We start from the raw sequence: 15598 nt of genomic DNA, 5'->3' as shown, positions 1-15598 counted from the left end.
TAAACAAAGGATTTTTATTCGGGGAAGGGTATATCTAAACTCATTTGTTGTCCTTGGGTTTCCCTTTGTTTTTCGGCAGCTTTCAGGACTTCAAAGGTGAGGATAACATCGAGACGTTTTTTTTGTTCAAGGATTTCTTGTACCGTCACAATCTCAATTTTATCGACACTTTGACTCATATAACGACCGCGATAAATTCCCGCAGATTTGGCTGTTTGGATCATATCTTTGCTAGGAGGTTTCAAGGTGATAAATATACCCAGGGCTGCCCCTTGTAGTGTCATGGTTCCCTGTAGATCTCTGATGTCTCCCGATTTGACATTACCGGATTTTACTTGAAAAACAATTTTCTCCCGATTGTCTTTATCTCCCTGAAAATAGGCAATGGCATCGACTCCTTTATCTGCCCCTTTTTTGTCATTAATTACGGCCCGGTTATTACTATAGGTTAAAACCGCCCATTTCTCAAATTCTTTGCGGGTACGATCATCGGGTTTAGTGGCTAATGCTTTGGCTGATTCTAGATCTTTGGGAATACCATTCAGTTCAATTTTATCTAAAACATTTTTACCAAAGGAGTCCTCTAATCGCTTTAACATTAAGCTAATACTCTGATAGGTTATATCAATTCCAATCCAGTTTCTCTCTAATCTCTCTGCTACAGCGATCGTCGTTCCACACCCACAATAGGCATCTAAAATTACATCTCCTTTATTGCTACTTGCTTTGATTATTCTTTCTAACAATGCCTCCGGTTTTTGCGTGGGATAACCCAGACGTTCTTTGGCACTTGAGGTTAAGGGAAAAATATCATCCCAGTTATTTTGTAAGGTAACTCCAGGCATTTCATCTAGGTATCTAATATATCGTGGTGGACCACCATTTTTAGGAAAATATAAGCGTCCTTCTGCCATAAATTTTTCCATGTTTTCTTTAGAATATGCCCAGTAACGACCCTTGTAAGGATAAGTTCCATAAAACTCATAGGAAACGTCACCACCTGATTTAGCTGCTGTCAAATTATCTAAACAGTAACGTCTACCTGTTTTTTCTTCCACTAATCTATAGTTTTTTTCAATATATTCCTCGCTGTAAGATGAATATTGGCAATTCCAATTCCATCGATTTGATTTGGTATAAAAAAGAATGACATCTCGAATATTGCCATATTGTTTTTGTCCTTGCTTTGCATCATTATGAGCAGTGGTTCTTTTCCAGCTAATCTCATTTTTAAAATCACCCCCCTGAGGGCAAAAAACAGTATCTAAAACTATTTTTAAATAATGACTAGCAGTAGGATCGCAGTGGAGATAAAAGCTACCAGTAGATTTTAAAACTCGATGGATTTCCACGATCCTCAGAGTCATACTCACCAGATAAGCGAGAAGACTGCCTTTACCTAAAACTTTGGTTAAACCGTCAATTAAATCGATAGTCTGACTGGTAAATTTACCCTGATAGTTGCTTTGAATTTCTTCTAAAGCTTCGTTAGCGTGATTATCCCATGTCCAGGTATCTACAAACGCTTGTGCTTGTGCTTGATCTTCCTTGCCTAAGTTGTTATAAATTTGGTTGTAATTGCGTTTAGAATTAAAGGGTGGATCGATATAACAAAGATCGATCGATTCATCTTTGATATATTTCCGCAGCACTTCTAGGTTATCACCGTAGTATAGTTTATTGACCATAGAGATTAAGGGGATTGACTGCATTCTCAATTGTATTATTATTCCCCCTTAAAGCCCACATTCCGCACCCTAAGTGTCACAACGTCTCAAAAGAGGAAGGGGCGCGAGTCAAAATACTTATCTAGAGGAGTGAGTTGGCGGCAAGCTGCCGGCAACTAAGCCGAAAATTTCAGAGTTCCCCCGGTCATTCTCAATAAACAGTGCTTGTTGAGAATGACCGGTCAATCAGACTTAACATCTAGGGGGAGATGTTCCAGTTGCTCGCTTTGTTTTGTCACCCCTTGAAGTCAATCCATCTGGTCAAGATAAGAGATAATATTCTTGGCAAGGTTTGGGAAAAAATCTCAAAATGTTGCGCCTCTCATCCGTTAAGTTGCTAATCTTTTGATTGTCTTGAATACGTAGGAGATGAATCCCTTGAAAGTTCTGAAATATCCAGCGTAATGTTGGTCGGTCAGTTAACTTACCCAACTGATTTTTCAGTCCCGTCTCCTGCTGTTTTAAATTCAGACGAAGTTGTCTTTGACCAATAGTATAAACCAACAGGCACAAGCCCATGAGCATGGCCATGACCTCGATTCTATGGGGAGATTTGAGAAAGACACTGTGGGCAAAAAAGCAGGGGTCTTTGAGAAAAGAAAATCCTCTTTCTGGAGCTTGTTGCCCCTTATATTTTTTGAGTATATCCTCACTGCTTAATCGTTTTTTCTCCAAATTGTTAGTTGCTAAAACGAATCGTCCTGCTCGTTTCTTGAGCCTCTCAATCGCTGCCAAATTCAACTCTAATTCGGCTTGAACTTGATAGCTTTGAGAGGGTAAATCGTCTTTTGATTTGAGTTTTGACTGCTGAGACTCAGGCGGAATGAGATTGACTTTAATCTCCGTTAACTGATGATATTTTAAGGAGTCAGATAATCCTTTGACTATCGCCAACGCCACCGCTCTATTCTCAAATTCTCTTCGGGATAGTTGCCGGATTTTTTCTTGGGCTGTTTTCTTTTCCTGCTCGATTTTTTTCTCTAATTTTTTCAAGTCTGATTCTTGTCTAGCTTGACTTTCAACTAGCAACCATCTTTGTTCTATCCCCCCATAGTTAGAGATGGTTTCCCGCCAGGAATAACCCGGTATTTCTGAATCGGTTAACTCTTTTTCTGAGATGCTATCGACTAACTCTTGAGCCTCTTTAATGCTTAATGGTACTCGAGACAACCAACGCATTTCTTTCATTAGTTTTAAATTCTCTTTGCTATAGAGGGCGCTATCGCCGACTATTAAACTGTCAAAGTCAACTTGTTTTTTAAATTCTCGGGCGATTTGACCAAAAACCGCTTTGTCCGCTTCATTTCCGTCCCCTACTTTCAGGAATAAAGGTACATCTCCATCCCCACTTACGATTAAGTCAATCATAAATTGTTTTAAGTCAGGTCTTCGGTCGCGGGAGTATCCGTAGGTAATTTTTATTGGCTGTTGTCTGGTTTCAATTTCTTCTCCCACTGCTCCTGATTTCAGGATTTCTACTGTTGGGTATTCCTTTTTATATTCTCCTTCTACTGATAGAGAAGTCGAATCTAAATGGGAGTTCTCGGTTGCTACACCAAATTTTTTCACGGCCGCTAAACTAATCCGTAGGAAAATGACCGAAACATTAAGTTGATAAAGTTTGTCCATTACTCGACCAATTTTATCATCATTCAGGTGTTTTGGTTCGATGCCCTCTCCCAGCAAATGTTCGGTTGCTTTATCTTCAAAAAATTGAGGAAATAAATACAAGGCTCGGGAGACAAATCCCAATCCATTCAGGATAATTGCTTTCACGACTTGCCCCGCTGTGACAATTTCTCCTCGCTCAATTGAGACTTGTTCGTTGATAATTTCAACGATTCCTATTTCATCGATAATTCCGGCTACTAATCCCAGATGGTCTAGATTTTTGACTTCAATTTCTGTTGATTGATTCATGGTCGAACAGCCCACTCGCCTCAGTTTTCCAACAATTCCTATTTTTTCATAATTAGGGTCTCAAAGCCCCCCTAGCGGCCACCGAGAAAACCTTCACCAGCTAAGTATTTTTACTCAAGTCTCTGGAGGGGGACAGCTTATGTGACAGTTGAGGGTGCGGAATGTGGGTTAAAGAGGACGAATGCAATCGCTCCAGAGAATAATATGATTGTACTAATTACAACAAGCGCATCGTGTGCGCTCAAAATTTAATTTTCCTAAGTCTATCTTGCCTGAAAATGAGGGGGTCGCAGGCAGGCACGGATTCCCATTATATAAATAAGTATATGTCAAGTGCTGGGATTTTGTCAAGAGGAATTATCCTCTGCAATCAGTCCAGAGAATAATATGATTGTACTAATTGTAGAAGCGCATCGCGTGCGCCCAAAATTTAATCTAGATATTTCCCCACAGTGGGATTTTGTCAAGGGGAATTATCCTCTGCAATCGCTCCAGAGAATAATATGATTGTACTAATTACAATAAGCGCATCGTGTGCGCTCAAAATTTAATTTTCCTAAGTCTATCTTGCCTGAAAATGAGGGGGTCGCAGGCAGGCACGGATTCCCATTATATAAATAAGTATATGTCAAGTGCTGGGATTTTGTCAAGAGGAATTATCGTCACCGTCAAATCAATTTCGCCGCTAAGTAGGTAGGCGTTAAAAGTTATCAGATCCCCCCACCTATCGGCACCCCCCTTAGGGGGGCAGGGGGGATCGAACCTAAAATTCATTTGGCTCTTCGGGAATTGTTATGCAAATAATTAACTTAAAATAAAATTCGATGAGAGCGCCTACGCTCAAAAGTAGCTGAAATCCATACAGGAAAGGACTTAAGGCACAAACAGGTTAATACCAAAAGATAGACAATTGAGTTAAGATTTGATATAATAGCCAAAAACGAGATTATTTTACTTATGATACTTGACAAATTTTTGAACCTAAAAGGAACCTGTATTCAAGGCTATCTACACCTAGAAAATATCGGTATAGTTTGCCGAATCGAATCGAAAAATCAAAAAGCAACCTGTCCTCGTTGTGGGTTAGAGAGCGATAAACTCCACCAAAATCATCGACATTTAGTCAAAGATTTACCAATCTCAGGTCAACCAGTATACCTACAAATTAATCGTCGTCAATTTAAGTGCGATAATTGTCAGAGACCCTTGAGCGAAGAGTTAGATTTTGTCGCCAAGAAACGAACCTATACGAAAAGACTAGCCGCAAATATACTCGAACAATTAAAAGAAGGAGATATTTTAAATGTTAGTCGAATAAATGACGTAACGGAAGAAGAGATTCAAAGAATGATAGAGGACATCGCCGAAGAAATTACAGAGCCAGACCTATCGGAATTAAAAAGACTAGGAATTGATGAAATCGCTCTAGTCAAAGGACAAAAAAATTACTGTGCGGTTTTAGTAAATTTAGATACGGGAAAACTAATAGCTATTCTAGAGAAGCGAACACAAGAAGAGTTGAGAGAAACGCTTACGGGCTGGGGAAAAGAGGTGTTAGAGCAAATTGAAGAAGTGAGCATAGACCTTTGGTTGCCTTATAAAAATTTGGTGAAAGAATTGATGCCATCGGCCGAAGTAGTCGCCGATAGATTCCATGTAATGAAACAAATTAATCAAGAGTTAGACGAACAGAGAAGAGCGGAAAAAAGAGCCGTAGAAGCGCAGAAAAATAAAAAACAGAAAGCGGAAAAAGAAGCGAAGCTAGAAGTTTTAAAGCGAAGTAAATATAGCCTGTTAAAAAATGAAGAAGATTTAACGGAACCCCAAAAAATTAAACTAGAAGCTATCAAAGAAAAATTCCCAAATTTGAAAAAGATGCAGGAATTAAAGGAAGAATTAAGAACGATTTATGAAACCTCAAATAATCCGACAGAGGGACTGCTATCCATCTCGGAATGGTTGGCAAAATCCTCCAGTGTTTTTACCAAGAGTTGTCAAACAATCCGAAACTGGTTTGGAGAAATCATTAGTTATTTTGAGCGAAGGACAACGAATGGGGTGGTCGAGGGAATCAACAATAAACTTAAACTAATAAAACGGAGAGGCTATGGCTTTAGAAACTTTCGGAATTTTTGGGTTAGAAGTATGTTATCTTGGCATCTTGTATGTTGATTTAGCATAAAGGGTAACGAAGAGCCATTCATTTTTAATTTAATTGTAACCAGCTACTTAAAATCAAAGGTTCTTTCCAATCAACTAAAACCCTTGTGTTTGGTGATGGGAACCCTAACCGTAGTATGATTGAACAATGCGAAGACTCACAATGACTCGACCCGACGACTGGCACCTTCATCTCCGCGATGGTGCGGCAATGAAAGCGGTTCTACCCCATACGGTGCGTCAGTTTGCCCGTGCCATTATCATGCCGAATTTAAAGCCCCCAGTGCGCTCGGTGGCTGATGCTGCCTCCTATCGCGAGCGCATTCTGGCAGCAGTTCCAGAGGGTCAACAGTTCGAGCCACTGATGACCCTCTATCTCACCGATAATACCAGTCCCGAAGAAATCGTGGCGGCGAAAGCCTCCCAGTTTGTCAAAGCGGTGAAATACTACCCGGCCGGTGCGACAACTAATTCCGACTTGGGGGTGACGGACCTTCGTAGGTGCGATGGCGTTTTGGCAGCGATGGAGCAGGTAGATATGCCGCTACTACTGCACGGAGAAGTTACCGATGGTGATATTGATGTGTTCGATCGAGAGAAAGTGTTCATTGAGAAGCACTTAATCCCACTGATAACAAGATTTCCCAAACTGCGTGTCGTATTTGAACACATTACCACTGCCGATGCGGTCAAGTTTGTTCTATCTGCTAACAACAATGTCGCCGCCACAATTACGCCCCAACATTTATTGTTTAGCCGAAACATTCTCTTTACCGGTGGCATTCGTCCTCATTTTTATTGCCTGCCGATTTTGAAACGAGAGGATCATCGTTTGGCACTTTTGCAAGCGGCCACATCGGGGAATCCCAAGTTTTTTCTGGGGACCGATAGCGCGCCCCATTCTCGCTACAGCAAAGAAAGTTCCTGTGGCTGCGCGGGTTGTTATTCGGCTCTGCACGCCCTAGAGTTGTACGCAGAAGCTTTTGAGAGTGTCGATGCGATCGATCAACTAGAAGGGTTCGCCAGCTTCCACGGTCCAGATTTTTATCAACTCCCCCGAAATACCGAACAAATCACCTTAACCAAAAGCCCTTGGCGCATTCCCGATGAATTGCCCTTTCCCGAATCCGGACTGGTGCCGTTACGAGCGGGTGAAGAGATAACCTGGCAATTAGGGGAATAAAAACCGCCAGTCTTGGTAGCTGCGGTCAAGAATTCACGATTAGTTATTTTCCATGACAATGAGGAGGATCGATAACATTGGCAAAAATTGCCCAAAGTACCATGAGCGGCATCGGCAACAAACAGATTAGCCATTGATGACCGGTTAGGGTCGCCGTTGCAAACAGACTGTTCATCACCCCCCATTGGCTAAACAAAATTTGTAGGGCAACAGCAGCCACAATCCCCAAAATTAGGATCGGTGCATTAGTAATCGAGGTTGACTGACGACGCAGGTAGTTAACTAGGCTCATCCCTAATTGACTGATACTGAGCAGATAGATAACCCGTGCTGCCACAAGGGATTGAATTGCCATTGTGCGGGCAACGGCAATATCTCCTGTGGTCGATTTAGCCCACTCAAACATACCAAAAATCAGAATCCAGTTAAACAATGAAACAGCCAAAATTCGGCGCAATAGTTTTTTGGTGATCAAAGGTTCATTGGGATTGCGTGGTGGTGACTGCATAATGCCGGGGGATTTTGCTTCAAAGGCCAGGGGAACAGTCATCGTGACCGAGTTGATCATGTTCAACCAGAGTACTTGTAGGGAGAGGATCGGTAAATCTCGCGCCAGTAAAGTACTGATCAGAATGGTCATCGATTCGCCACCATTGACAGGTAAGAGAAAGGAGATTGCTTTGCGTAAATTTTGATAAACGGTGCGTCCTTCTTCGACAGCAGCCTTGATCGAGGCAAAGTTATCATCAGTGAGGAGCATATCAGCAGATTCCCGGGCGACTTCCGTTCCTCCTTTCCCCATGGCAATGCCGATATCGGCCTGCTTGAGAGCCGGCGCATCATTAACACCATCGCCCGTCATCGCCACGATTTCTCCTTGAGACTGGAGTACTTCCACCAGTTGCAGTTTTTGGGTAGGGGCAACCCTGGCAAATACCGATCCATCTTCAACCGCTTGGGCCAGTTGATGATTATCCATTTGCGCTAATTGTTTTCCCTCAAATGCTAAGACTTGTGCTGCCGTTTTAATGCCCATCCGTTCCGCGATCGCCCGCGCCGTGACAAGATGATCACCAGTAATCATCTTGACGCGAATCCCAGCAGTTTGACAGGCATGAACAGCAGCGATCGCCTCTGGACGAGGCGGGTCAATCATGCCCTGTAATCCTAGAAACACCAAGCCTGTTTCGATATCCTCATGGTCGATAGAATGCTGATGAGAAGCGGCTGCTTTTTTGGCGAAGGCAAGCACCCGTAAACCCTGCTCTGCCATCGTTTCTACCGCTTGCTCGATCTGTTGGGCGTTAAGCGCGGTCATCTGACCATAGCGATCGATCATCTGGGAACAACGACGCATTAGCGACTCAACCGATCCCTTGACATAGATCAGGCGAGGTATCCCATCATGCAGGGTTGCCATGTATTGGTACTCAGATTCAAAGGGAATTGCATCTAATCGTGGGGTTAAAGACAATAGCCCCAATTGACTGAGACCTGCTTTGGCGGCGGCCGCAATCAGCGCCCCTTCCGTAGGATCCCCCACCACTGACCAATCTTCTCCCGTTTGTTTTAGCCCGGAGTCATTACAAAGCAAACCAGCTACCAGACAATCCCCTAGGGCCGGGGGTAATTCCTCTGCAAACGGGCTGCCAGGGTTGCCATCGGTGATCAGACTAATTTCGCCCTTGGGACTATAGCCACCACCACTAACGGCGTAATATTGCCCTTCAGTATAAATGGACTGTACAGTCATTTGATTTTCGGTCAGGGTTCCGGTTTTGTCAGAACAAATGACGGTCGCACTCCCCAATGCTTCCACTGCGGGCAGTTTACGAATAATCGCATTGCGACGGGCCATGCGGTTGACCCCAATGGCCAAGGTAATCGTTACTACTGCCGGCAGCCCTTCTGGAATCGCACTCACTGCCAGGGCAACGGCAGCTTCAAACATATCGATCCAAGATTTCCCCCGTCCTAACCCGATGGCAAAGGTCAAGGTTGCTAGGGTCAAAATTGCGTAGAGTAGGGTGCGGCTAAATTGGGCAAATTTACGGGTCAGGGGTGTGCTAAGGCTGACTCGGCTTTCCATCGACTGGGAAATCTGCCCCACTTCGGTGGCATTGGCCGTAGAGACAACAATCCCTTTGCCCTGTCCAAAGGTAACAAAACTCCCTGCGTAGGCCATGTTTGTCCTTTCTGCTAGGGGCGTATCCCCGGGTAAGGGTTCGATCGCTTTTGACCCGGGCAAGGATTCCCCGGTCAGGGCAGACTCATCCACCTGCAAATTGCGGACTTTCAGCAGCCTCAAGTCCGCCGGCACTTTATCCCCCGATGCCAATAAAACGATATCTCCTGGCACCAAATCCTGAGATGGAATCCGCAGGGTTTGTCCCTCTCGCAACACGGTCGCTTCTGTGGTTACGGCCTTGGCTAGGGAAGCGATCGCACCTTCCGCCTTAGCTTCCTGCACATAGCCAATAATGGCATTGATCAGGGTAACTCCCCAAATCACCGAGGCATTCGTCCAAGACCCTAAAAATGCCTTAATAGTACCCGCAAGCAAGAGAATATAGAGTAGTGGCTGATGAAATTGCTGCAAAAACCTCAACCAAGCTGGTTTCCCCGGCTTAAATCGCAGTTCATTCGGGCCATATTTTTCGTAGCGACTGGCCACTTCTTCTGCTGATAAGCCCGCTGACCCATCGCTGGTCAAGTATTCAATCACCTCTGGTTGAGAAAGTTGATGATACAAGGGCAATGATAATTGAACTGGCATCATGCTCTCCAATATTTAGGGAATTATGAATTATGAATTATGAATTGGGGGGTGGGGAAGCTGTCTCATCACCCTATCACCCCAAAACCCTATCACCCTATTTATTTCCAGACGACCGACGACCGACGACTGACGACCTTAAGCTCTCGTCTTATTTTGATAATAATCGCGGGTTCCCTTGGCATCTAGGGCTTCTCCGAGACGAGCAATGGCCTGGGCGTAGGCGGCGTTACGCAGAGATATATCGAATTCCTGGGCGAAAGACCAGACTTTTTCCGCTTCTGTCACCATTCTTTCTTTTAAGCGCTCATTGATCTCGTTTAATCGCCAATAAAGACCGCTGCGATTTTGCACCCATTCAAAATAACTCACCGTTACCCCACCGGCGTTAACCAAAATATCGGGGAAAACGAGAATCCCTTTTGAGTCTAAAATGCGATCGGCTTCTGAGGTAGTCGGACCGTTGGCCACTTCAAAGATATATTTTGCCCGCACGCGATCGGCATTTTCGGCGGTAATTTGGTTTTCTAGGGCTGCTGGAATCAAAACATCCACATCTAGGGCTAACAATTCTTCATTACTAATCGCTTCGTGTTCGACGATATTACACACAGTACCCTCACAGTAAATAGCAGTAATTCCGCGATGTTCCTGTTTATACTCACGAATGCTGGCAATATCTAGGCCTTTTTCCCGATAAATGCCGCCCTGGGAATCACTTACCGCCACCACTTGATAACCGGCTTTGGCGAGGAGATCCGCCACTACGGCCCCGGCGTTACCGAATCCTTGGACGGCTACGGTAGTATTAGCGGGTTTTTTATCTAATTTCGGCAAAAGAGAGTTAATAACATGAAAAGCCCCCGTTCCCGTCGCCGTATCGCGGCCGCGACTGCCTCCCATGGTTAAAGGTTTCCCCGTCACCACCGCCGGACTAATTTTACGCTGAATGATGCTGTACTGGTCCATCATCCAACCCATGATCATCTCGTTGGTATAGACATCGGGGGCAAGAATATCGATATCGGGACCGATAAAGTCGGCTATACCCTCGATATAGCCCCGGCTAAGGCGTTCTAACTCGGCTTTTGACAATTCTTTCGGATTGAGGGTAATGCCGCCCTTAGCCCCACCAAAGGGCAAATCCAGCAGGGCGCATTTAAAGGTCATCCAAAAGGCTAGGGACTGCACCTCATCAATGCTGACGTTGGGATGATAGCGCACCCCTCCTTTGCCGGGGCCGCGGGTGTCATCGTAGCGGACGCGGTAGCCTTGGAAGATTCTCAGAGTGCCGTTGTCCATACGGACGGGTATGGAGACGCTGAGACTAGCTTTGGGATATTTTAACCGCTCGATCGCATCATCGGAAATGGAGACATACTTAAGGGCCCGTTCTAGGCGACTGCTGGCATCGGTAAAGAGTGATTTCGACATGATTTTTTTCCCCCTATCTATCCCCATTAGAACATGAAAAAACAGTATATTTCGCTACAGTTTATTTTTCTTAATTAACCATAGACAGGAATTGCCGACAAGTATTCTCAAACAAGGTTACTTGAGAGATTTTCCAGTACATCAACTACCCTACACCCTACACCCCACACCCCAGACCCCACTTCCCTATCACCCCACTCCCCCATCCCCAACCTGCAACTAAAAAAGGGAAAGAGCGATGCTCCTCCCTTTTTTGATAATTTATTCAAGACGATTGTAGATGCACAGCAATCGAGGCTGAAATTACATTAAGCCTAATTGAGCAAGGATACCTTTGTGGGTTAAGTATTCCGTAGCTACGCCAATAACGAAACCGAGCATGGCTAAACGACCATTCCAGTTTTCAGCGAAAGCGGTGAAGCCGAGTTTGTTTTCTTGCTTATCCATGGTGAATTGCCTTCCTATAATAAAATTGCATTTGATTCAAGTGCTTGATATTAAATGTAACATAACTTCCCAGACTATGCAACATTTGTTTACATAAATTTTATTAATGTTGACCATAAACTTTTATGGGGGCAGGGTCAAGGGTGGGCAATGGCGGCCGAAAATCAAGCCTGATCTTAGTTCTAGGGCTAAATAACGGTTTTCCCATCCCTGACCGAAAAAGATTACAATCAAGCGAAAGGTCAAGAATCGATCGCCATCGAGCGAGGAGTGAATATGCGCGCCTTACTGATTTATCCCGTTTTTCCGCCGACTTTCTGGTCTTATAACAAAATTCTGGAATTAGTTGATCGCAAAGTCTTACTTCCTCCCCTTGGTATGGTGACGGTGGCGGCGATTTTACCGCAGCAATGGGAATTTAAACTGGTTGATCGCAATATTCGGGCAGTGACAGAAGCAGAATGGGACTGGGCCGAAATAGTGATTCTTTCCGGCATGATTGTGCAACGTCAAGATTTAATCGAGCAAATTCACGAAGCCAAGCAACGGGGTAAACTGGTGGCCGTGGGTGGTCCCTATCCCACTTCTATCCCCCACGAAGTGGCCGAGGCCGATTTTCTGATTCTCGATGAGGGAGAAATCACCATCCCGATGTTTGTGGAAGCATTGGCAAGAGGAGAAACTAAAGGTGTTTTCCGCACCACAGAAAAACCCGATGTGACAATTACCCCGATCCCACGCTACGATCTGCTCGATTTTGAAGCTTATGATTCCATGTCGGTACAATTCTCGCGCGGATGTCCCTTCCAGTGCGAATTTTGCGATATTATCGTTCTCTACGGTCGTAAACCCCGCACCAAAACCCCCGCACAATTATTAAAAGAATTAGATTATCTCTACGAGTTAGGTTGGCGCCGGGGCGTGTTCATGGTGGATGATAATTTTATTGGCAACAAGCGCAACGTTAAATTACTCCTCAAAGAATTAAAAGTTTGGCAAGAAGAACACCAGTATCCTTTCCGGTTTAACACGGAAGCATCGGTGGATTTAGCCGCCGATCCCGAATTAATGGAAATGATGGTCGATTGTTACTTTGATGCGGTCTTTTTAGGTATTGAAACCCCCGACGAAGAAAGTTTACAATTAACCAAAAAATTCCAAAATACCCGTAGTTCCTTAACCGAGACGGTAGAAAAGATTATTAAAGCCGGATTGCGCCCCATGGCGGGATTTATCATCGGTTTTGATGGCGAGAAAAAAGGAGCGGCCGATCGCATTATTAATTTTGTCGAAGAAGCGGCCATTCCCACGGCTCTATTTGGAATGTTACAAGCTTTACCCAATACCGCCCTATGGACTCGCTTGGAAAAAGAAGGACGACTAAGATTAACGGGGAAACAGGACATTAACCAAAGTACCCTGATGAATTTCGTTCCCACCCGGCCGATCGAAGATATTGCCACGGAATATATTGAAGCCTTCTGGAAATTGTACGATCCGGAGGTATTTCTTGATCGCACCTATCGCTGTTTCCTGAAATTAGGGGCACCTAAAGCGAAACCAGCCTTTAAACTGCCTCGCCGGGCCGATCTCTATGCCCTAGCGGTAATTATCTGGCGACAGGGCTTTAAACGGTCCACTCGCTGGAAATTCTGGCAGAATTTATTCGGTATTTTGCGCCATAATCCCGCCAATGCCGAACACTATATCACTGTCTGCGCCCACAACGAGCATTTCCTGGAATACCGTCAGATTGTTCGGGATGAAATTATGGCACAATTAGCCGAATTTCAACGCCAAGAGGCATTAACATCGGAAAAAACCGCCATAGCGGCCTAATTAGGGTATGCTGAAAAAGTTTTTCCTGGGGGCAGGGTGTGGGGTGTGGGGTGTGGGGTGTGGGGTTTTACCGGTTTTGAGGGGGCCAATTACCTAATTTTCAGGAAAAAAGTCCCGGAATTTTCCCCCTGATCACTCCCATGCCCAGTACTTTTTGATTGACAAAAAGTCTAAAAGTCTTACCCAACAAGGTTTTTAGATTTATTCAGCAGCTCCTAATTATTCCGAGGATGGGTTATTTACCCATCCTGAACATTTTCTGTCCTGATGGTGGACGATCGATAAATCAATAATATTCCTAGTTTTCTGGTTAAAAATTCCCTCAATCTCTGCCAAAGCAATTCAGTATAAATTCTTAATTTTCTAGATATAATTACATTTTTTCCCTAAAATGTTAGCTGGAATACTGAATAAATCGAGAAAATCTGGATAAAGCCAGTATTTTTAGCTCCTTAACCCTATCAATCAAGCTAAAATCAATGATTACTCGTCAAGAACTTAAGAAACTACAATCCCTAACTCAAATACCCGCCCTTTCCATTCTCTTACCTACCCATCGCACCTCACCGGATAACAAACAAGACCCTATTCTCGTTAAAAATTTGGTCGATGAAGCAAAGCGCCGATTATCGGCAGAATTCTCTAAACGTGAAATCGAACCTTTGTTCGAGCGCCTCGATAGTCTAGTGGCTGAAATAGATTATCCTTATACTCTAGATGGATTAGCTCTCTATATTGGTCCGGATATTGCCAAGCTTTATAACTTGCCTTTTTCTGTCCAGGCAAGAGTTGTCATCGATAAAACCTTTGCCACACGGGATTTAGTTTATGGATTACATCGAGAACAACCCTATTGGCTGTTACTATTAAGTCAGGGTTCTACTCGTTTAATCTCAGCTACAGGAGAAACTCTCGAAGAAATTCGCGATCAAAATTTTCCCTTAGAAATGACTGGACCGGGGGCCACCGCACCACTGCCCTTTGATGCCGATACCAGTTATCTAGATGATAGAATCCGGCGATTTTTCCAGCAGGTAGATAATGCTCTGGGTGAATACATTGACATTGATGATTCTTCCCCTTTGATTGTGGGTGGAGTGGTTCGTCAAATTTCCTTCTTTCAAGAAGTTTCACAGTACACATCAGCAATTGTTGGCACTTTAACCGGCAATTTTGACAAAACCTCACTGCCAGAATTAATTCCGCAAGTATTGCCGATTATGCATTCAGTGCGTCAGACTCAAAAAACTGAAGCCCTGCAAGCTTTGGACGCGGCAGTCAGCGCTCAAAAAGTTATCTCTACCCTGGGAGAAGTGTGGCGTTTAGCGCAGGAAGGTCGAGGAAAATTGTTATTAGTGGATAAAAATTACCATGTACCCGCAGTTTTAAGCGAAAACGGTGATTTGATACTGGTGGAAAACGTCGGTGGTACGGAGGTAATCGATGATGCAGTGGATGAAATTATCGAAGTGGTATTGGCCAAGGGAGGACGTGTAGCTTTAGTCGATGAAGATTCCTTGAACGATTACCAAAAAATTGCCTTAATTTTGCGTTATTAGACCTAATGGGCCGTTTCACAAGCCCCAATACTAACCCATTGACTAGAACCATCAGACCAGTATTCTTTTTTCCAGATGGGGGCATTATGCTTGAGAGTATCAATAGCATAACGACAGGCTGCGAAAGCTTCCCCCCGATGGGGACAACCCACCGCTACTAAGACGCTAATTTCACCGATTTGTAGCTTACCGGTGCGATGGTGAATGACAACTCGATTGGTATCGGGCCAGGTTTGCCGAATTTGCCCGGCAATTTGCCGGAAAACCTCGATCGCCATGGGTTCGTAGGCCTGATAATCAAGATAAATAACCGGTTTACCGTCGGTTTGCTCCCGTACAGTGCCACTCATTAGTACAATAGCACCATTAGCCCCATCATCGGCTAATTGATATACTTCCTGCAAAGATAAGGGAGCAAAACTGACGCGAAAACTATCTTGAGTCATGGATGAGGGGATCGGGGAGTGGGGAGTAGGGTGTAGGGTGTAGGGTGTGGGGTGTGGGGTGTGGGGTGTAGGGTGTGGGGTGTGGGGTGTAGGGAGTGGGGTGTAGG

The 15598-nt window shown here is 44.4% G+C and carries 10 protein-coding genes; 4 read left to right on the top strand and 6 right to left on the bottom strand.

The window, feature by feature from the left end:
• Nucleotides 1–14 precede the first annotated feature (14 nt).
• Both MAE_RS03715 and MAE_RS03710 read right to left on the bottom strand, forming a co-directional pair.
• Nucleotides 15–1688, bottom strand: coding sequence for a DNA methyltransferase (locus MAE_RS03715; protein WP_041804528.1), 1674 nt, complete (start codon nucleotides 1686–1688; stop codon nucleotides 15–17).
• A 300-nt stretch (nucleotides 1689–1988) separates the two neighbouring features.
• Nucleotides 1989–3647, bottom strand: a complete 1659-nt coding sequence (locus MAE_RS03710; RefSeq protein WP_012264372.1) for an IS1634-like element ISMae10 family transposase — start codon at nucleotides 3645–3647, stop codon at nucleotides 1989–1991.
• A gap of 957 nt (nucleotides 3648–4604) precedes the next feature.
• Between MAE_RS03710 and MAE_RS03705 the strand changes: the two genes are divergently transcribed.
• A complete protein-coding gene (locus MAE_RS03705; protein WP_012264369.1) occupies nucleotides 4605–5819 on the top strand; it encodes an ISL3-like element ISMae36 family transposase in 1215 nt (404 codons plus the stop codon).
• A 136-nt stretch (nucleotides 5820–5955) separates the two neighbouring features.
• Entirely contained in the window at nucleotides 5956–6990 is a 1035-nt protein-coding gene (pyrC, locus tag MAE_RS03700) for a dihydroorotase (RefSeq protein ID WP_012264368.1), read from the top strand.
• A gap of 43 nt (nucleotides 6991–7033) precedes the next feature.
• Here pyrC and MAE_RS03695 read toward each other — a convergent pair whose 3' ends face one another.
• The 3 genes from MAE_RS03695 to MAE_RS03685 all read right to left on the bottom strand — a co-directional run bounded on the left by MAE_RS03695 (nucleotide 7034) and on the right by MAE_RS03685 (nucleotide 11647).
• Nucleotides 7034–9766, bottom strand: coding sequence for a cation-transporting P-type ATPase (locus tag MAE_RS03695; protein ID WP_012264367.1), 2733 nt, complete (start codon nucleotides 9764–9766; stop codon nucleotides 7034–7036).
• 138 nt (nucleotides 9767–9904) lie between these two features.
• Nucleotides 9905–11200, bottom strand: coding sequence for a Glu/Leu/Phe/Val family dehydrogenase (locus MAE_RS03690; RefSeq protein ID WP_012264366.1), 1296 nt, complete (start codon nucleotides 11198–11200; stop codon nucleotides 9905–9907).
• Nucleotides 11201–11503: 303 nt separating this feature from the next.
• Nucleotides 11504–11647 (bottom strand): high light inducible protein, encoded by a 144-nt coding sequence (locus tag MAE_RS03685; RefSeq protein WP_002734821.1) that lies wholly within the window; start codon nucleotides 11645–11647, stop codon nucleotides 11504–11506.
• Between the two features lie 276 nt (nucleotides 11648–11923).
• On the opposite strand from MAE_RS03685, the gene MAE_RS03680 reads away from it, so the two are divergent.
• Nucleotides 11924–13486, top strand: coding sequence for a B12-binding domain-containing radical SAM protein (locus MAE_RS03680; protein WP_004163193.1), 1563 nt, complete (start codon nucleotides 11924–11926; stop codon nucleotides 13484–13486).
• A 479-nt stretch (nucleotides 13487–13965) separates the two neighbouring features.
• On the top strand, nucleotides 13966–15045 hold the full coding sequence (locus MAE_RS03675; protein ID WP_004163194.1) for a hypothetical protein: 1080 nt from the start codon (nucleotides 13966–13968) through the stop codon (nucleotides 15043–15045).
• A 2-nt stretch (nucleotides 15046–15047) separates the two neighbouring features.
• On the opposite strand, the gene MAE_RS03670 is transcribed toward MAE_RS03675, so the two are convergent.
• Nucleotides 15048–15491, bottom strand: coding sequence for a molybdenum cofactor biosynthesis protein MoaE (locus tag MAE_RS03670; RefSeq protein ID WP_012264365.1), 444 nt, complete (start codon nucleotides 15489–15491; stop codon nucleotides 15048–15050).
• Between the last annotated feature and the right edge of the window lie 107 nt (nucleotides 15492–15598).

Origin of the sequence: Microcystis aeruginosa NIES-843 (assembly GCF_000010625.1) — a bacterium.
In the GTDB taxonomy this organism is placed as follows: Bacteria; Cyanobacteriota; Cyanobacteriia; order Cyanobacteriales; family Microcystaceae; genus Microcystis; species Microcystis aeruginosa.
This window is presented reverse-complemented; position numbering and strand designations above follow the sequence as displayed.